The sequence below is a fragment of the Methyloversatilis sp. genome, assembly GCF_965284615.1.
Lineage (GTDB): Bacteria > Pseudomonadota > Gammaproteobacteria > Burkholderiales > Rhodocyclaceae > Methyloversatilis.
This window is the reverse complement of the sequence record NZ_OZ260098.1, coordinates 3,428,898-3,447,673: the sequence shown is the minus strand read 5'-3', so window position 1 is coordinate 3,447,673 and position 18,776 is coordinate 3,428,898. Positions and strand designations below refer to the sequence as shown.

10 protein-coding genes, 6 tRNA genes and 3 rRNA genes are annotated in these 18,776 nt (G+C 59.7%); 15 read left to right on the top strand and 4 right to left on the bottom strand.

Annotation, left to right across the window (positions count from 1 at the left end):
• Window positions 1-107: 107 nt before the first annotated feature.
• Both ACQ66H_RS16465 and ACQ66H_RS16460 read right to left on the bottom strand, forming a co-directional pair.
• The gene (locus tag ACQ66H_RS16465) at window positions 108-782 is read right to left on the bottom strand and encodes a response regulator (protein ID WP_430434907.1); all 675 of its coding nucleotides are present in this window, start codon (window positions 780-782) and stop codon (window positions 108-110) included.
• A 32-nt stretch (window positions 783-814) separates the two neighbouring features.
• A complete protein-coding gene (locus tag ACQ66H_RS16460; protein ID WP_430434906.1) occupies window positions 815-1,738 on the bottom strand; it encodes a sensor histidine kinase in 924 nt (307 codons plus the stop codon).
• A 172-nt stretch (window positions 1,739-1,910) separates the two neighbouring features.
• Between ACQ66H_RS16460 and ACQ66H_RS16455 the strand changes: the two genes are divergently transcribed.
• The 14 genes from ACQ66H_RS16455 (at window position 1,911) to ACQ66H_RS16390 (ending at window position 16,120) form a co-directional block, all read left to right on the top strand.
• Window positions 1,911-1,987, top strand: a tRNA-Met gene (locus tag ACQ66H_RS16455).
• 308 nt (window positions 1,988-2,295) lie between these two features.
• Window positions 2,296-3,828: ribosomal RNA gene (locus ACQ66H_RS16450) — 16S ribosomal RNA — on the top strand.
• A gap of 120 nt (window positions 3,829-3,948) precedes the next feature.
• Window positions 3,949-4,025 (top strand) — tRNA-Ile (locus tag ACQ66H_RS16445).
• Between the two features lie 29 nt (window positions 4,026-4,054).
• Window positions 4,055-4,130: transfer RNA gene (locus ACQ66H_RS16440), tRNA-Ala, on the top strand.
• 280 nt (window positions 4,131-4,410) lie between these two features.
• Window positions 4,411-7,298 (top strand): 23S ribosomal RNA (locus ACQ66H_RS16435).
• A gap of 133 nt (window positions 7,299-7,431) precedes the next feature.
• Window positions 7,432-7,545: ribosomal RNA gene (gene rrf / locus ACQ66H_RS16430) — 5S ribosomal RNA — on the top strand.
• The 16S, 23S and 5S rRNA genes sit together here with 3 tRNA genes alongside, the layout of an rRNA operon.
• A gap of 121 nt (window positions 7,546-7,666) precedes the next feature.
• The gene (locus ACQ66H_RS16425) at window positions 7,667-7,969 is read left to right on the top strand and encodes a ThiF family adenylyltransferase (RefSeq protein WP_430434905.1); all 303 of its coding nucleotides are present in this window, start codon (window positions 7,667-7,669) and stop codon (window positions 7,967-7,969) included.
• A gap of 72 nt (window positions 7,970-8,041) precedes the next feature.
• A complete protein-coding gene (gene tig, locus ACQ66H_RS16420; protein WP_430434904.1) occupies window positions 8,042-9,343 on the top strand; it encodes a trigger factor in 1,302 nt (433 codons plus the stop codon).
• Window positions 9,344-9,424: 81 nt separating this feature from the next.
• Complete coding sequence (clpP, locus tag ACQ66H_RS16415) at window positions 9,425-10,042, top strand: ATP-dependent Clp endopeptidase proteolytic subunit ClpP (protein ID WP_430435655.1); 618 nt, start codon at window positions 9,425-9,427, stop codon at window positions 10,040-10,042.
• Between the two features lie 52 nt (window positions 10,043-10,094).
• Window positions 10,095-11,360, top strand: a complete 1,266-nt coding sequence (clpX, locus tag ACQ66H_RS16410; RefSeq protein ID WP_430434903.1) for an ATP-dependent Clp protease ATP-binding subunit ClpX — start codon at window positions 10,095-10,097, stop codon at window positions 11,358-11,360.
• Window positions 11,361-11,465: 105 nt separating this feature from the next.
• The gene (lon, locus tag ACQ66H_RS16405; protein ID WP_430434902.1) at window positions 11,466-13,877 is read left to right on the top strand and encodes an endopeptidase La; all 2,412 of its coding nucleotides are present in this window, start codon (window positions 11,466-11,468) and stop codon (window positions 13,875-13,877) included.
• Window positions 13,878-13,957: 80 nt separating this feature from the next.
• Window positions 13,958-14,033: transfer RNA gene (locus ACQ66H_RS16400), tRNA-Val, on the top strand.
• A gap of 27 nt (window positions 14,034-14,060) precedes the next feature.
• Window positions 14,061-14,137: transfer RNA gene (locus ACQ66H_RS16395), tRNA-Asp, on the top strand.
• A 78-nt stretch (window positions 14,138-14,215) separates the two neighbouring features.
• Window positions 14,216-16,120 carry a SurA N-terminal domain-containing protein gene (locus ACQ66H_RS16390; RefSeq protein WP_430434901.1) on the top strand — a complete coding sequence of 635 codons (1,905 nt, stop codon included), beginning with the start codon at window positions 14,216-14,218 and terminating at the stop codon, window positions 16,118-16,120.
• Window positions 16,121-16,192: 72 nt separating this feature from the next.
• Here the strand turns inward: ACQ66H_RS16390 and ACQ66H_RS16385 are convergent, their stop codons facing one another.
• Window positions 16,193-16,828, bottom strand: coding sequence for a TetR family transcriptional regulator (locus ACQ66H_RS16385; RefSeq protein WP_430434900.1), 636 nt, complete (start codon window positions 16,826-16,828; stop codon window positions 16,193-16,195).
• Between the two features lie 208 nt (window positions 16,829-17,036).
• A tRNA-Val gene (locus tag ACQ66H_RS16380) sits at window positions 17,037-17,111 on the bottom strand.
• Window positions 17,112-17,215: 104 nt separating this feature from the next.
• On the opposite strand from ACQ66H_RS16380, the gene gltX reads away from it, so the two are divergent.
• Window positions 17,216-18,613 carry a glutamate--tRNA ligase gene (gene gltX, locus ACQ66H_RS16375; RefSeq protein WP_430434899.1) on the top strand — a complete coding sequence of 466 codons (1,398 nt, stop codon included), beginning with the start codon at window positions 17,216-17,218 and terminating at the stop codon, window positions 18,611-18,613.
• The last annotated feature ends 163 nt before the right edge of the window (window positions 18,614-18,776 follow it).

Here is an 18,776-nt window from a genome sequence, read left to right as displayed (position 1 = left end):
TAGAGCAAGGATCGGGAAAAACTCCCGACGTGGGCGGGCTGGCTTGTTTATCGCTTAGTGCGCTAACCGTCTGTCCGCGGCGCCTATCTGTCCGAGCGCCTGCTACGTCATTGATTGCCGTCCGTCGAGCCGAGTAATTGCGCCGGGCCGGTGCCGGGCACCACTCCCAGACGAAGCGCGAGGTGCACCAGCGCGGCTGACGTGTTGACGTTCAGCTTTTCCTTGATGAGCGCTTGATAGTTCGCGACCGTCTTTTGGCTCAGGTTCAGCATCTGCGCACATTCTGCCGGCGACATGCCGCGTGCGAGCAGGCGGAAGACCTCGAACTCGCGTGCCGAAAGCGCGTTGATCACCTCGCGCTCGGCGTCGGGCGAGCGGTGTTCGACCACGCGTCGTACGTCCTCACTGAAGTAGCGCTCACCCTTCGCGACCGCCCGGACCGCTTCAAGCAGCACCTCGGGGGCGCTGCGCTTGCTGATGAAACCGCAGGCGCCGCTCTGGATGGCCTTATCAACCACCACAGCCTCGTCATGGACGCTGAACACCAGTACGCGCGCGCTCGTATCCCGAGCTCGAATGCGCCGTATCAGCTCTATGCCGCTCGATCCGGGAAGCGAAAGATCGGTCACGGTAACCTTGGGTGTGCATTGCACGTAAGCGGTGTAGCCCGCCTCTGCGTCCTGCGCCTCGGCCGCCACGCGGATGTCGCCACCTGCTTCGAGCAGTCGTGCGTAGCCCGAGCGTACGACCGGATGATCGTCTACCAGCAGCACGTCGATCATTGAGACTCCTCCTTATCTTGTTCAACCGGCGGTCAACATGGAATCGAGCACGTGACGAGCACTCCGCCGAGGCGGCTTTGCCCGATCGAAAGGCTGCCGCCCAACATGGAGGCCCGCTCCTTCATGCCGAGCCAGCCCAGACCTGCACGAACGCTTGCAACGTCGTGACCGATGCCGTCATCCTCGATGGTGAGATCGATCCGACCTGATTCCGGATGACCGTGCAGCATGATTCGAACGTGACCGGCGTGGGCATGCTTCATGACGTTCGACAGCGATTCCTGCACGATGCGATACAGCGCGATATTGATCTGCTCCCCGAGTTCGCCCAGTTCGCCTGACGGAAGAAGCGCGCAGCTTACTTCGGAGCGCTCCTCCCATGATTCGCATAGTGATTGCAGCGCACCTACCAGGCCAAGACTGTCGAGTGCCGCCGGGCGCAGCTCGTAAAGAAGTCCGCGCACGGTCTGGTACAACTCGTCCGCAGTCTCTGCAATGCGCGCTGCCGCCGCTTGTTCCGACGACGCATCAGGAAGCGTCGTGCGCAGGAATACCGCATCGATCCTGATGGCGTTGCAGCTCTGCCCGAAGTGATCATGAAGTTCGTGCGCGATGCGCCGGCGTTCGGCCTCCTGCAGGCCGATCAATGTCTGCGCCAATTCTCTGTTTCGTGCTGCGAGCCGCTGCAGTGCGTGCTCGGCCGCCACACGCGACATGAGTTCGCTGCGAGCCTCCCGCCAGCGAAGAAAGGAGAAAACGGCCAGTCCGGCCAGCACGCTGAGGAGCACGAACACAAGCTCGTCCGCCTGGAAGCCCTCGTAACGAGTGAGCTCTGCATGGAGCCTTTCGTAGAGCTCGGTGCGAGAACTCACCAGGAAGGTAAGCAGCGCAGTCGTGCCTATCAAAGCGCCTTCGAGTCGCCGTCGGCGCGCCGATGACTTGATGCCCGTGTGCACCACTCTATCTATATGCATGTATCCCCAACCCGGCCTTCACTGCTCGTTCGATTATCCGATGCTGCCACACGCTGATGCCCCGAGATGTCGGCTGAAGTAACCGCGCTGCAAAGAAAGTCCTAAAGGGTGTTGACCTGCTGTGGGAAAACCTCCATAATCTTTTTCTCTCGAACGCGGGGTGGAGCAGTCTGGCAGCTCGTCGGGCTCATAACCCGAAGGTCACAGGTTCAAATCCTGTCCCCGCAACCACCGATTCAACAAACGGTGAGCGAGAAAAAGTTTCAAAAATGTTTGCGCAGATCTGAAAACGTGCTATAGTTTCACTTCTGTGCTGCAGCGAAAGCGGCAGCAAAACAGTAACAAAGCAGCGAACGTTCTTTAACAAAACAAACAGCCGATAGGTGTGGGCACGGCGTGGTTGTAACGGCGAGCAGCTGTCGTTTCAGGGATTCCTGGGGTGGTGGTTGATCGCATGACAACTAAATTGAAGTGCTCATACGAATCAAAGGTTTTAAGCGAAAGCTTATACCTGTGAATTCTGACGAGTTTTGGGAATTAAACTGAAGAGTTTGATCCTGGCTCAGATTGAACGCTGGCGGAATGCTTTACACATGCAAGTCGAGCGGCAGCGCGGTCTTCGGACTGGCGGCGAGCGGCGAACGGGTGAGTAATACATCGGAACATGCCCAGTCGTGGGGGATAACACTTCGAAAGAAGTGCTAATACCGCATACGTCCTGAGGGAGAAAGCGGGGGATCGCAAGACCTCGCGCGATTGGAGTGGCCGATGTCAGATTAGCTAGTTGGTGGGGTAAAGGCCTACCAAGGCAACGATCTGTAGCTGGTCTGAGAGGATGATCAGCCACACTGGGACTGAGACACGGCCCAGACTCCTACGGGAGGCAGCAGTGGGGAATTTTGGACAATGGGGGCAACCCTGATCCAGCCATTCCGCGTGAGTGAAGAAGGCCTTCGGGTTGTAAAGCTCTTTCGGCAGGAACGAAACGGCGAGCTCTAACATAGCTCGCTAATGACGGTACCTGAAGAAGAAGCACCGGCTAACTACGTGCCAGCAGCCGCGGTAATACGTAGGGTGCGAGCGTTAATCGGAATTACTGGGCGTAAAGCGTGCGCAGGCGGTTGTGTAAGACAGGTGTGAAATCCCCGGGCTTAACCTGGGAACTGCGCTTGTGACTGCACGGCTAGAGTATGGCAGAGGGGGGTGGAATTCCACGTGTAGCAGTGAAATGCGTAGAGATGTGGAGGAACACCGATGGCGAAGGCAGCCCCCTGGGCCAATACTGACGCTCATGCACGAAAGCGTGGGGAGCAAACAGGATTAGATACCCTGGTAGTCCACGCCCTAAACGATGTTGACTAGGTGTTCGGTGAGGAGACTCATTGAGTACCGCAGCTAACGCGTGAAGTTGACCGCCTGGGGAGTACGGTCGCAAGATTAAAACTCAAAGGAATTGACGGGGACCCGCACAAGCGGTGGATGATGTGGATTAATTCGATGCAACGCGAAAAACCTTACCTACCCTTGACATGTACGGAACCCTGCTGAGAGGTGGGGGTGCTCGAAAGAGAGCCGTAACACAGGTGCTGCATGGCTGTCGTCAGCTCGTGTCGTGAGATGTTGGGTTAAGTCCCGCAACGAGCGCAACCCTTGTCATTAGTTGCTACGCAAGAGCACTCTAATGAGACTGCCGGTGACAAACCGGAGGAAGGTGGGGATGACGTCAAGTCCTCATGGCCCTTATGGGTAGGGCTTCACACGTCATACAATGGTCGGTACAGAGGGTTGCCAAGCCGCGAGGTGGAGCCAATCCCAGAAAGCCGATCGTAGTCCGGATCGCAGTCTGCAACTCGACTGCGTGAAGTCGGAATCGCTAGTAATCGCGGATCAGCATGCCGCGGTGAATACGTTCCCGGGTCTTGTACACACCGCCCGTCACACCATGGGAGTGGGTTTCACCAGAAGAGGCTAGCCTAACCGTAAGGGGGGCGGTCGCCACGGTGAGATTCATGACTGGGGTGAAGTCGTAACAAGGTAGCCGTATCGGAAGGTGCGGCTGGATCACCTCCTTTCTAGAGTCACAATCAGGTCGTGTCCACAACCTATCGGCTGTTAAAGAAGCAACAAGGGCAAGGAGCTCGGGCGAGTCAGTGATGACGAGTCCGCGTTGAGCACCCGACCCTGGAAGGACCGGGTCTGTAGCTCAGCTGGTTAGAGCACCGTCTTGATAAGGCGGGGGTCGTTGGTTCGAACCCAACCAGACCCACCAGATTGCCTGCATGAGTAAGTGCAGTCTTTGGGGGATTAGCTCAGCTGGGAGAGCACCTGCTTTGCAAGCAGGGGGTCGTCGGTTCGATCCCGTCATCCTCCACCACTTCCTTTGATGGGACGTCGGTTGTTCTTGTTGCCGTAGCTTTGAGTGTGAGGCGTGGGGTGCAGAGATGCTGCCCAGACCTCACCCGCAAGGGTGCGAAGTTTGATCTTTAAAAATTTGGAAGAAGTAAAGGGATGTCGGCGTTTCAACCGCGTCGGCATCTCATGGGTAGTGATTGCATCGTCCCACCTCTTTGAACCAGCGGTGGGATAGATAGCGCGAGCGCTTGAGAACTATCCTGTAGTGCGGTGTGAGACGCAAGTCGAGCACAGCGTTATAGGGTCAAGTGAATAAGTGCATGTGGTGGATGCCTTGGCGATCACAGGCGATGAAGGACGTGCAAGCCTGCGAAAAGCTGCGGGGAGCTGGCAATGAAGCTTTGATCCGCAGATGTCCGAATGGGGAAACCCGGCCCGTAAGGGTCATCCCTGGCTGAATACATAGGCCAGAGGAAGCGAACCGAGCGAACTGAAACATCTAAGTAGCTCGAGGAACAGAAATCAACCGAGATTCCCAAAGTAGTGGCGAGCGAACTGGGAGTAGCCTGCACGACTAAACCATTTACTTAGCAAAACGGTCTGGAAAGTCCGACGATACAGGGTGATAGTCCCGTATGCGAAAAGTAGATGGCGGGTCTGAGCGTGCGACAAGTAGGGCGGGACACGTGAAATCCTGTTTGAAGATGGGGGGACCATCCTCCAAGGCTAAATACTCGTGATCGACCGATAGTGAACCAGTACCGTGAGGGAAAGGCGAAAAGAACCCCGGGAGGGGAGTGAAATAGATCCTGAAACCGCATGCATACAAACAGTGGGAGCCTCGAAAGGGGTGACTGCGTACCTTTTGTATAATGGGTCAGCGACTTACGTTCAGTAGCGAGCTTAACCGAATAGGGGAGGCGTAGCGAAAGCGAGTCTGAATAGGGCGATTCAGTTGCTGGGCGTAGACCCGAAACCAGATGATCTATCCATGGCCAGGATGAAGGTGCCGTAACAGGTACTGGAGGTCCGAACCCACTAATGTTGAAAAATTAGGGGATGAGCTGTGGATAGGGGTGAAAGGCTAAACAAATCTGGAAATAGCTGGTTCTCCCCGAAAACTATTTAGGTAGTGCCTCATGTATCACTCTCGGGGGTAGAGCACTGTAATGGTTGGGGGGGTCATTGCGATCTACCCCGCCATAGCAAACTCCGAATACCGAGAAGTGCGAGCATGGGAGACAGACGGTGGGTGCTAACGTCCATCGTCAAGAGGGAAACAACCCAGACCGCCAGCTAAGGCCCCCAATGCGTGGCTAAGTGGAAAACGAGGTGGGAAGGCATAGACAGCCAGGAGGTTGGCTTAGAAGCAGCCATCCTTTAAAGAAAGCGTAATAGCTCACTGGTCGAGTCGTCCTGCGCGGAAGATGTAACGGGGCTCAAGCCACGAGCCGAAGCTGCGGATATGTCGTAAGACATATGGTAGGGGAGCGTTCTGTAAGTCTGCGAAGGTGTCTGGTAACGGATGCTGGAGATATCAGAAGTGCGAATGCTGACATGAGTAGCGATAAAGCGGGTGAAAGGCCCGCTCGCCGAAAGCCCAAGGTTTCCTACGCAACGTTCATCGGCGTAGGGTGAGTCGGCTCCTAAGGCGAGGCCGAAAGGCGTAGTCGATGGGAAACAGGTCAATATTCCTGTACCAATCCATGATGCGATGGGGGGACGGAGAAGGTTATAGCAGCCGGGTGTTGGACGTCCCGGTTTAAGCAGGTAGGCGTGCTGCGTAGGCAAATCCGCGCGGCTTAGCCGAGATGTGATGACGAGGAGCCACGTGCTCTGAAGTGCTAGATACCACGCTTCCAGGAAAAGCCTCTAAGCTTCAGTCATGGATTGACCGTACCGCAAACCGACACAGGTGGGCAGGATGAAAATTCTCAGGCGCTTGAGAGAACCCAGGAGAAGGAACTCGGCAAATTGATACCGTAACTTCGGGAGAAGGTATGCCCTCAGTAGGTGAAGTCCCTCGCGGACGGAGCCCAACGGGGTCGCAGAGAATCGGTGGCTGCGACTGTTTAATAAAAACACAGCACTCTGCAAACACGAAAGTGGACGTATAGGGTGTGACGCCTGCCCGGTGCCGGAAGGTTAAGTGATGGGGTGCAAGCTCTTGATCGAAGCCCCGGTAAACGGCGGCCGTAACTATAACGGTCCTAAGGTAGCGAAATTCCTTGTCGGGTAAGTTCCGACCTGCACGAATGGCGTAACGATGGCCACACTGTCTCCTCCTGGGACTCAGCGAAGTTGAAATGTTTGTGAAGATGCAATCTCCCCGCGGCTAGACGGAAAGACCCCATGAACCTTTACTGTAGCTTTGCATTGGACTTTGACGGGACTTGTGTAGGATAGGTGGGAGGCTGTGAGACGTGGTCGCCAGATCACGAGGAGCCATCCTTGAAATACCACCCTGGTGTCGTTGAGGTTCTAACCTAGGCCCGTGAATCCGGGTCGGGGACCGTGCATGGCAGGCAGTTTGACTGGGGCGGTCTCCTCCTAAAAGGTAACGGAGGAGTTCGAAGGTTCGCTTGGTACGGTCGGACATCGTACCTAAAGTGCAATGGCAAAAGCGAGCTTGACTGCGAGACTGACACGTCGAGCAGGTGCGAAAGCAGGACATAGTGATCCGGTGGTTCTGTATGGAAGGGCCATCGCTCAACGGACAAAAGGTACTCTGGGGATAACAGGCTGATTCCGCCCAAGAGTTCACATCGACGGCGGAGTTTGGCACCTCGATGTCGGCTCATCACATCCTGGGGCTGTAGCCGGTCCCAAGGGTATGGCTGTTCGCCATTTAAAGTGGTACGTGAGCTGGGTTTAAAACGTCGTGAGACAGTTTGGTCCCTATCTGCCGTGGGCGCTGGAAGTTTGAGGGGGCCTGCTCCTAGTACGAGAGGACCGGAGTGGACATACCTCTGGTGTACCGGTTGTCACGCCAGTGGCATCGCCGGGTAGCTAAGTATGGAAGAGATAAGCGCTGAAAGCATCTAAGCGCGAAACTCGCCTCAAGATGAGACTTCCCGGGGACTCGATCCCCCTGAAGGGTCGTGGAAGACCACCACGTTGATAGGCTGGGTGTGGAAGTGCAGTAATGCATTAAGCTAACCAGTACTAATTGCCCGTGCGGCTTGACCCTATAACCGTGTGCTCAACAAATCGTTGAAACAGCACCGGTGATCCCAAGTGCCTCGCGCACACAATCACCCCATATCCTTTACTTCTTCCACATGTGTGCCCGATGCACCTCGCGCACGCATGACAAGCTTCAGCCTGGTGCCCATAGCGCTGTGGAACCACCCCTTCCCATCCCGAACAGGACCGTGAAACGCAGCCGCGCCAATGATAGTGAGCACCTCGCTCGCGAAAGTAGGTCAGCGCCAGGCTACCCCACAACACAACGCCCGATCACCCTCCAGTGATCGGGCGTTTGTGCTTCCAGAACCCGCGGCCGAACATCCTCCCAACAACCCCGCAAACGACCAAATCCGGACCACAATCCGTCCCATGGCCGATAACAACACTCCACGCGCCTTCTCCGGCATCGACCGCCTCTACGGCAACGGCGCATACGCAAAACTCCACAACGCATCCGTCACCATCGTCGGCATCGGCGGCGTCGGATCATGGGCCGCCGAAGCCATCGCACGACACGGCATCCACAACATCAACATCATCGACCTCGATAACGTCGCGGCGGTACGACGAACGTGGGTGCAGCTCGCAGGTGCAGCATCGAATGATCGCCAAACTTGGGCGATCGGATTACCGGGCGCGAGGCTCAGAGCGTTGCGTGCTGTGTTATCCTAGAAAGCTATCCGCGATCGCGGAATCTCATACAATCACGCCTAATTTTTCCCTACGATTCAAGGACATTCGCTAATGGCGCAGAACACCTCACCCGTGAACACACTCGAGCGGAAGATCAACATGTCGGTGGTCGCCGCGGATGTCGAAAAGAGCGTTGCGGTTCGCCTCGCGCGGATGGCGCGCACGGTCAAGATGCCCGGCTTCCGCCCGGGCAAGGTGCCGATGAAGATCGTCGAGCAGCAATACTCGGCGCAAGCTCGCTCGGAGGCTTTCACCGAAGCCGTTCAGCAAGCTTTCGGCGCCGCAGTGCGTGAGCAGAACCTCCGCGTTGCAGGTTTCCCGAAGATCGAACCCGCAGAATCCACGGAGCCTGGCAAGGTTTTCTTCAGTGCGACCTTCGAGGTGTACCCGGAGATCGTTGCGGCGGACCTCAGCGGCAAGACACTCGAGCGCTCGGTATTGACTGTCGGGGATGCGGAGGTCGAAAAGACGCTCGAAGTTCTGCGTAAGCAGCGTGTCAGCTACGTTGTTGCGGACAAGGCTGCCGCCAAGGACGATCGGATTGTCATGGATTTCCGCGGAACGCGGGAAGGCGAGGCTTTCGACGGCGGCACCGCGGAAGACTTTCCTGTCGTTCTTGGCGCGGGCGCGCTGTTGCCCGAGTTCGAGACGAATGTCGAAGGCTTGAAGGCGGGAGATTCCAAGACGTTTTCGCTGACCTTCCCCGAGGACTATCAGGCAAAGGATCTGGCCGGTACGACGGTTCAGTTCGAGGTCAAGATCAAGTCGGTGGAGGCCCCGGTGCTGCCTGAGCTTTCCGCAGATTTCGCGAAGTCCCTCGGTGTTCCGTCCGGCGACGTCGAACAGCTCAAGGCGGACGTCAAGTCCAACTTGGAACGTGAGGTCAAGAAGCGTCTGCAGGCACGCGTCAAGAACGAGGTCATGAATCTGCTGCTCGAAACGCATGAGTTTGACGTGCCGAGCGCGCTGGTCGAGCAGGAGTCGCAGCGCATGGCGGAAGAAGCGCGTGCAAATCTTGCCTCACGCGGCATGAACGTGAAGGACATTCCGGTCGAGCCGGCATGGTTTGCCGACCAAGCTGTGCGCCGTGTCCGTCTCGGCCTCGTTGTTGCCGAAATCGTCAAGAAGAACGAGCTGTATGCGAAGCCGGAACAAATCCGCGCCGTGGTGGAAGAGCAGGCTCAAAGTTATGAAGATCCCGCTGATGTCGTTCGCTGGTACTACAGCGATACGCAACGTCTGGCACAAGTCGAAGCGCTCGTTGTCGAAGACAACGTGGTTGACTGGGTTCTCGGCGTTGCAAAGGTGTCGGATAAGGCTGTCGAGTTTGACGACCTGATGGCAACGAACTGATCGGTACGACGTGTCGGGTCCGATGCTTGCTTGTATGAATACGAGAGGCCGCACCGGCGGCCTCGTCCGGGAGAGTGTCGAATGATGTCGGAAACTGTCGGTCTGGGCATGGTGCCCATGGTCATCGAGCAAAGTGGTCGGGGCGAGCGCGCTTACGACATTTACTCGCGTCTGCTGCGTGAACGCGTGGTGTTTCTGGTCGGACCCGTGAATGACACGACCGCCAACCTGATCGTTGCGCAGTTGCTGTTCCTTGAATCCGAGAATCCGGACAAGGACATCTTCTTCTACATCAACTCGCCGGGCGGCTCGGTCACTGCGGGCTTGTCGATCTACGACACGATGCAGTTCATCAAGCCGGACGTGTTTACGCTGTGCATCGGTCAGGCCGCCAGCATGGGCGCCTTCCTGCTGTCGGCCGGTGCGAAGGGCAAGCGCTTCTGCCTGCCGAACTCGCGCGTGATGATTCATCAACCGATGGGCGGTTTTCAGGGGCAGGCGTCGGACATCGAAATCCACGCTCGGGAAATCCTGACGCTGCGCGCCAAGCTGAACAACATCATGGCGCACCACACAGGTCAGCCGATCGAAACAATCGAACGCGACACGGATCGCGACAATTTCCTTTCGGCGGAACAGGCGCGCGAGTACGGCATTATTGATAAGGTACTGACAACGCGCGCGGAGAGTGCGGCCTGAGTGCGGTCTCCGCATGCAACGCAGGTGTACCTGTCAAGTTTGGAGTTGAGTCATGACCGACAAGAAATCGGGTTCCGAAAAGCTGCTCTACTGCTCGTTCTGCGGGAAGAGTCAGCATGAAGTGAAGAAGCTCATCGCCGGGCCGTCGGTCTTCATCTGCGACGAATGCATCGATCTGTGCAACGACATCATTCGAGACGAGATCAGCAGCGAGCAGGCGGGCAAGAGTGCGCGCGGCGATCTGCCGTCGCCGAGGGAGATCTGCGAGATCCTTGATCAGTACGTAATCGGGCAATCGCCGGCCAAGCGCATTCTCGCGGTTGCCGTCTACAACCATTACAAGCGCCTGCGCCACATGTCGCGCAAGGACGAGGTCGAACTGTCGAAGAGCAACATCCTGCTCGTCGGTCCGACCGGGTCGGGCAAGACGCTGCTCGCGCAGACGCTTGCGCGCCTGCTCAATGTGCCCTTCGTGATGGCTGACGCCACGACGCTGACCGAAGCGGGTTACGTCGGCGAAGACGTCGAGAACATCATCCAGAAGTTGCTGCAGAAGTGCGACTACGAAGTCGAGCGTGCGCAGCAGGGCATCGTCTACATCGACGAAATCGACAAGATTTCGCGCAAATCCGACAACCCGTCGATCACTCGCGACGTATCGGGTGAGGGCGTGCAGCAGGCGCTGCTCAAGCTGATCGAGGGCACGGTCGCCAGCGTGCCGCCGCAAGGCGGCCGCAAGCACCCGAACCAGGACTTCGTTCAGGTCGATACGACCAACATCCTGTTCATCTGCGGCGGCGCGTTCGATGGTCTCGAGAAGGTCATTCGCAATCGCACCGAGCAGGTGGGCATCGGCTTCGGTGCCGAGGTGAAAAGTCGCGATAACCGCAGCACCGGCGAGGCGCTGCGCAATGTCGAGCCTGAGGATCTGATCAAGTTCGGCCTGATTCCCGAGTTCGTTGGCCGTCTGCCGGTCGTTGCGACGCTGCAGGAACTGGACGAGGAAGCGCTGATCCAGATCCTGATCGAGCCGAAGAACGCGTTGATCAAGCAGTACCAGAAGCTGTTCCAGATGGAAGGCGTCGAGCTCGAGGTGCGCCCGGGTGCGCTGCAGGCGATCGCCCGCAAGGCACTGAAGCGCAAGACCGGGGCACGTGGTCTGCGCAGCATCATCGAGTCGGCACTGCTGGACACGATGTACGAACTGCCGGGCATCGAGAATGTCGCAAAGGTGGTGATCGACGAGGGCGTGATCGACGGCGAGACCAAGCCGATCATGCTGTTCGCCGACCAACCCAAGGTGTCCGGTTCGAACTGATACCCGCGCGTCGGTTTGCGCGCTGCGCGGGTGCCGGAGCCGGGGCGGCTTGATTCGGGAAGTGCCGCCCCAATCTGTCTGACACTGTCGCGTTAAGGAATAGCAATGTCCAGCCTCCAAACCGTTCCCGAGCAACTCGAACTGCCGCTTCTGCCACTGCGGGACGTCGTCGTCTTCCCGCACATGGTGATCCCGCTGTTCGTCGGTCGCCCGAAATCCATCAAGGCGCTCGAGTCGGCCATGGAAGCCGGCAAGAGCATCCTGCTGGTGGCGCAGAAATCCGCCGCCAAGGATGAGCCGAATCCCGAAGACCTCTACCGTATTGGCTGTGTTGCCAACATCTTGCAGATGCTCAAGCTGCCGGACGGCACCGTGAAGGTGCTGGTCGAAGGCACGCAGCGTGCGACGGTCGAGGATATCGTCGATATCAAGACGCTGTTCATGGCCCAGGTCACCACGGTGCCCGCCGTCGAGCAGACCTCGCACGAAATCGAGGCGATGCGTCGTGCGCTGATCAGCCAGTTCGATCAGTACGTCAAGCTGAACAAGAAGATTCCGCCGGAAATCCTGACCTCGCTGTCCAGCATCGAGGAAGCGGGCCGTCTGGCGGATACGGTGGCGGCGCACCTGCCGCTCAAGCTCGAACAGAAGCAGGACATCCTCGAGCTGTTCGGTACGGCCGAGCGCATCGAGCGCCTGCTGTCGCAGCTGGAAACCGAACTCGACATCCTGCAGGTCGAGAAGCGCATCCGTGGCCGCGTGAAGCGGCAGATGGAGAAGAGCCAGCGCGAGTACTACCTGAACGAGCAGGTCAAGGCCATCCAGAAGGAACTGGGCGAGGGCGAGGACGGCGCCGATCTCGAGGAGATCGAGAAGAAGATCAAGGCCGCTGGCATGACCAAGGAGGCGATCGCCAAGGCGCAGTCCGAGCTGAAGAAGCTCAAGCTGATGTCGCCGATGTCGGCCGAGGCGACCGTTGTGCGCAATTTCATCGAGACGCTGGTCGGCCTGCCGTGGCGCAAGAAGTCGCGCATTTCGAAGGATCTGGCCGAAGCCGAGAAGATTCTCGACAAGGACCACTACGGTCTGGAGAAGGTGAAGGAACGCATCCTCGAGTACCTGGCGGTGCAGCAACGCGTCAACAAGCTGAAGGCGCCCATTCTGTGCCTGGTCGGCCCTCCGGGGGTCGGCAAGACCTCGCTCGGCCAGTCGATTGCCAAGGCGACCAACCGCAAGTTCGTGCGGATGGCGCTGGGCGGTGTGCGCGACGAAGCTGAAATCCGTGGCCACCGTCGCACCTACATCGGTTCGATGCCGGGGAAGATCCTGCAGAACATGACGAAGGTGGCGGTGAAGAATCCCCTCTTCCTGCTCGACGAGGTTGACAAGATGGGGCAGGACTTCCGCGGCGACCCGTCGTCGGCGCTGCTCGAAGTGCTCGATCCGGAGCAGAACTCGACTTTCGTCAACCACTACGTCGAGGTCGAGTACGACCTGTCGGACGTGATGTTCGTCGCGACTGCCAACTCGCTGAACATTCCGGCGCCGCTGCTCGACCGGATGGAAGTGATTCGGCTGTCCGGCTACACGGAAGAAGAGAAGGTCAACATCTGCCAGCGCTATCTCGTGCCGAAGCAGATGAAGAACAATGGCCTGAAGAAGGAAGAGCTGTCGGTTACCGAAGACGCGCTGCGCGATATCGTGCGCTACTACACCCGCGAAGCCGGTGTACGTGCGCTTGAACGCGAAGTGTCCAAGATCTGCCGCAAGGTGGTGAAGGGCCTCGTGATGCGCAAGCGTTCATCCAAGGTGATCGTCAACGCCAAGAACCTCGACAAGTTCCTCGGCGTGCGTCGCTACACCTTCGGCATTGCCGAGAAGGACAACCAGATCGGTCAGGTGACCGGTCTGGCCTGGACCGAAGTCGGCGGCGAGTTGCTGACGATCGAAGTCGCAACCATGCCGGGCAAGGGCGCGGTGCAGCGTACCGGCTCGCTCGGCGACGTGATGAAGGAATCGGTCGAGGCAGCGCGCTCCGTGGTGCGTTCGCGCGCACGTCGCCTGGGCATCAAGGACGAGGTGTTCGAGAAGTCCGATCTGCACGTGCACTTCCCGGAAGGCGCGACGCCCAAGGACGGTCCGTCGGCGGGCATCGCGATTACCACCGCTCTGGTGTCTGCGCTGACCGGCATCCCGGTCCGTGCGGACGTCGCGATGACCGGCGAGATCACGCTGCGTGGCGAGGTGCTGGGCATTGGTGGCTTGAAGGAGAAGCTGCTCGCGGCGGTACGCGGCGGCATCCATACGGCGCTGATTCCGCAGGAGAACGTGAAGGACCTCGCGGACATGCCTGACACGCTTAAGAACTCGATCGAGATCGTGGCGGTGAAGTGGATCGACGACGTGCTCGAGCGCGCGCTCGAGCGCAAGCCCGATCCATTGCCCGAGGCCGATTCGGCAACCGTGGTCGCCAAGGTCGAGGAACCCGCGGCCGCCGGCTCGGTCGTTACGCACTGATCGCTGCCTGACAACAGCCCGCGAACAGCCTCTTGTGAGGTATTATCGCGGGCTGTTTTTTGCAGCGACCTTCAGGCAGGGGGTGCTTAGCTCAGTTGGTAGAGCGTCGCCCTTACAAGGCGAATGTCGGCGGTTCGAGCCCGTCAGCACCCACCAGTCCCTGCCTCGTTGCCCCGCAAAACTGGAGTGGTAGTTCAGTTGGTTAGAATACCGGCCTGTCACGCCGGGGGTCGCGGGTTCGAGTCCCGTCCACTCCGCCAAAACTGACAGCGGGCGAACGGTTGTTCGCCTTTTTCATTTCCTGCGCCCGAAAAGCCCGGGCTCCGCGAAAGGTTCCTATGTTCGATGCAGTCCGCAACAACAAGCGCGTGGTCCAGGCCGTCCTGTTGCTGATGGTGTTGCCCTTCGCCTTCTTCGGCGTCGAGTCCTACATGAACAACGATGCGGTGCGCGAGGACGCGGCGGTCGTTGGCAAGCTGAAGATCGCTCCGGAAGAGTTCGAACAGGCGCTGCGTGATCAGACCGATCGCCTGCGCGACATGGCGGGCGAGCAGTTCGATCCGAAAATGATGGAGACGCCGCAGGCGCGTGCGCAGACCCTCGACGGGCTGGTGAGCCAGCGCATCCTGCTGCAGGAGGCGCAACGTCAGCACATGACGGTTTCCGATGCGCGCATGAGCCAGATCATCGCCGGCGTTCCCGGTTTCCAGATCGACGGCAAGTTTTCCGAAGCGCGCTTCGACCAGGTTGCCCAGACGCAGGGCTACAGCCGCGACGGCCTGCTGGCCCGCATCCGTCAGGATCTGGTGATCCGCCAGTTGTACACCGGTGTCGCCGGCAGTTCCTTCGTGCCGGCCTCGCTTGCCCGTCGCTGGGCACAGATGCAGCAGGAAGAGCGCGAGGTCAGCGAAGCCATCATCACCCCGTTCGAGTTCATCGAGCAGTTCAAGATCACGCCGGAGCAGGTGCGCAAGTACTACGACGACAATCAGAAGGAGTTCTCTGTCCCTGAGCAGGTCAAGGTCGAGTATCTCGTGCTCAGCGAAGCCGCGCTTGCGGCGGCACAGGAGGTCAGCGAGGAAGAGGTGCGCAAGACCTTTGAAGCCAACCAGTCACGCTACATGCAGGGCGAGGAACGCAAGGCGCGCCATATCCTGCTGAGCGTCAACGCGGGCGCCAGCGCCGAAGATCGCAAGGCTGTAAAGGCCAAGGCCGAGGCCCTGCAGAAGACGGTCAAGGCCGATCCGTCGAAATTCGCCGAACTGGCCAAGGCCAACTCCGATGATCCGGGCTCGAAGGACAATGGCGGCGATCTGGGCTTCTTCGGCCGCGGTACCATGGTGAAGCCGTTCGAGGAGTCCGCTTTTGCGTTGAAGAAGGGCGAAGTCAGCGGTGTCGTCGAGACCGATTTCGGTTACCACATCATCCAGGTCGAGGACGTCCGCGGCGGTCAGGGCAAAACGCTCGAGCAGGCACGTGCGGAGATTACCGACGATCTGAAGAAGCAGGCGGCCCGTCGGCGCTTTGCCGAACTGGCGGAAACCTTCAGCAATACCGTCTATGAGCAGGCCGACAGTCTTGCTCCGGCTGCCGAAAAGCTTGGTCTGCAGGTGAAGACCAGCCCGCTGATTCCCAAGGGGCTGCTGATGCCGGCGCCGTTCGACAACGAGAAGCTGCGTGAGGCGATCTTTTCGGAAGATGCGGTCAAGAACCGTCGCAACACGCAGGCGATCGAGACTGCGTCGAACACCCTGGTGTCGGCGCGCGTGATCGAACAGCTGCCGCCGTCGATCAAACCCTTCGAAACAGTGCAGGCCGACATCGAGAAGAAGCTGGGCTTCGAAGCGGGCCGCAAGATGGCGCTGGAGCGGGGCGAAGCGTCGCTCGCCAAGCTGCGTGCCGGCGAGGAGGCGCCGCTGAACTGGTCGCCGCCGCAGGACATCTCGCGCGCCCAGGCGCAGGGCCCGGCCGCCACCATGGTGCGCGCCATCTTCAATGCCCCGGCCAACAAGCTGCCGGCCTATCTGGGCTTCCCGATGGATAATGGTGGCTTTGCGATCTTCCGCATCACCGCCGTCAAGCAGCCGAAGGAAGCGCTCGATCCCGCGCGCGTCGAAGCGATCAAGGCGCAACTCGAACAGACCGTGTCGCAGGACGATTTCGCCGCCTATCTTGCCTCGCTGCGCAAGGAGTATCCGGTGACCGTCAATCGCAAACTGATCGACAACGCCAAGCAGCCCTGAGCGCGGGTAGCTTGAACAAAAAGGCCACCTTTAAGGTGGCCTTTTTTTCGTCCCTGAAGTTCCAGCCTACGTTCAGGCGTAGGCGGCGGGGTCGGGCGCGTTGCGCAGACCGGTCAGGAAGGTGTTGACCAGCCAGGGCGCCCGGGCGCGCAGGTCGAAATCGCGGCGTTCTATCCAGCTGCGCATCAGCCCACCGATGAAGGCGTGCATGGCCTCGGCGGTCTCTTTCGGCGGCAGGTGCGCCGGCAACTGGCCCTGCCGCACAGCCGCCGCGAAGACCACCTCCAGCATGGACAGGCAGCGCGTGTGCGTTTCCAGCTCGCGCGAGCGCAGGCGATCGAAGTCGGGGCCGCCATCGAGCTTGCAGAACTTGATCTCGAACACCGACTGCACGCGCTCGCACTCGGCCAGCATGCGCAGCACGTGGATCGCATCGTTGCGCAGATAGCCCAGCGGGTCGTTGCCGGGATCGGCAGCCAGATCGCTGAGCATGGCCTGCATCGGCGTGCTCACGCGTTCGCATACGGCTTCGAAAATGTCCGCCTTGTTCTCGAAGTGCCAATACACTGCGCCGCGCGTATGACCGGCGCTCTTGGCGATGTCGTCCAGCGTGGTGCTGGCGACCCCCTTTTCGCGGAAGCAGCGCTCCGCCGCGTCGAGCAACTGAATGCGCGTCGCTTCGGCTTCTTCCTTGGTGCGTCTGACCATATGAGCTGTAAGGGATTTATACAAACAGACGTGAATGTATATTTTCTTCGCGCCCGCGTCAAAGTGGTGCAACAAGCGGCGAGGCGCGCAGCGTAACAGCGGCCATCGCGGCGTGCATGGCAAAAAGCTTGAAACGACGCACTGTCGGCGATGCCTGGCGCCGGGACAAAAGAAAAGGGCTCAGACTGTGAGGTCTGAGCCCTGAATGTGGTGGGCAGTAGTGGGATCGAACCACTGACCCCCGCCGTGTGAAGGCGGTGCTCTACCGCTGAGCTAACTGCCCTGTATTCGTGACAGGGCGCGAATACTAGCCGGTGAACGCCGGCGCGTCAAATGCGCTGTTGCGACGCGCTACAATCGCGCGCTCGCTTTCACGTGTTTCCTCCCATGTCACAGGTCGTCCGTACCCGCTTCGCTCCCAGTCCCACCGGTTATCTGCACATCGGTGGCGCCCGCACCGCGCTGTTTTCCTGGGCCTATGCGCGCCGGCACGGCGGCCAGTTCATCCTGCGCATCGAAGATACCGACGTCGCCCGTTCGACGCCGGAAGCGGTGCAGGCGATTCTCGACGGCATGAAGTGGCTGGATCTGGGCCATGACGAGGGCCCGTTCTACCAGATGCAGCGCATGGATCGTTACAAGGCGGTGATCGCTCAGATGCTGGAGCAGGGCCACGCCTACCGCTGCTACACGACGCCCGAGGAACTCGATGCGCTGCGCGAACGCCAGCGCGCGAACAACGAGAAACCGCGTTACGACGGACGCTGGCGCCCGGCGCCCGGCAAGACGCTGCCGGCACCGCCGGCCGGCCTACAGCCGGTCATCCGCTTCTGCAATCCACTGGATGGCGTCGTCGCCTGGGACGATCAGGTGAAAGGCCGCATCGCCATCGCTAACGAGGAGCTGGATGACCTCATCATCGCCCGCGCCGACGGTACGCCGACCTATAACTTCTGCGTCTGCGTCAACGACTGGGACATGGGCATCACCCACGTCATCCGCGGCGACGACCACGTTAACAACACGCCGCGCCAGATCAACATCCTGCGCGCACTCGGTGCCACGGTGCCGCAGTACGCGCATCTGTCGATGATCCTCGGCGATGACGGTCAGAAGCTGTCCAAGCGTCACGGCGCGGTCAGCGTGATGCAGTACGACGAAGACGGCTACCTGCCGGAGGCGGTGATCAACTATCTGGCGCGTCTTGGCTGGAGCCACGGCGACGACGAAATCTTCTCGCGCGAGCAGTTCGTGCAGTGGTTCGACCTCGACCACATCACGCCGTCGGCGGCTCAGTTCAACACTGAAAAGCTGCGCTGGCTCAACGCCCATTACATGAAGCAGGCGGACAACGCCTGGCTGGCTGCCGACGTCGCCAGCCGGCTGGCGCGTCGCGGTGTCGATCCGGAAGCCGGGCCGGCGCTGGAGCCGCTGATCGCGCTGTACAAGGATCGCGTGTTGACGCTGGTCGAACTGGCCGACGCGCTCGAAGCGTTCTACATCGACCTGCACGTGGCGCCCGAACTGCTTGCCCAGCATCTGACCGACCCGGCGCGCGAGGCGCTGCGCAAGCTGTCCGCCCGCCTCGAAGCGGCCACCTGGGACAAGGCCGCGCTGTCCGCGGCGATCAAGGAAACCTGTACCGAGTGCGGCCTGAAGATGCCGCAGGTCGCGATTCCGCTGCGTGTGGCGTTGCTCGGCCAGCCGCAGACGCCGGCGATCGACGCGGTGCTCGAAGCCTTCGGCCGCGAGCGCGTGCTCGCCCGGGTAAGCCGCGTGCTCTGATCCGGTCACCGTGCGCGGATCATCCGCGCACGGGCTTCCCCGATGAGTGGCGCCGGCAGGTCATGAACGGCTCCGCGCATCGTCCATCCGTCGGGGTGGTTCTCGTCTTGCATCGGGCATAGACTGAAGACGGATCCGCCGCTTCGAGGCTGAAGGGCGGACA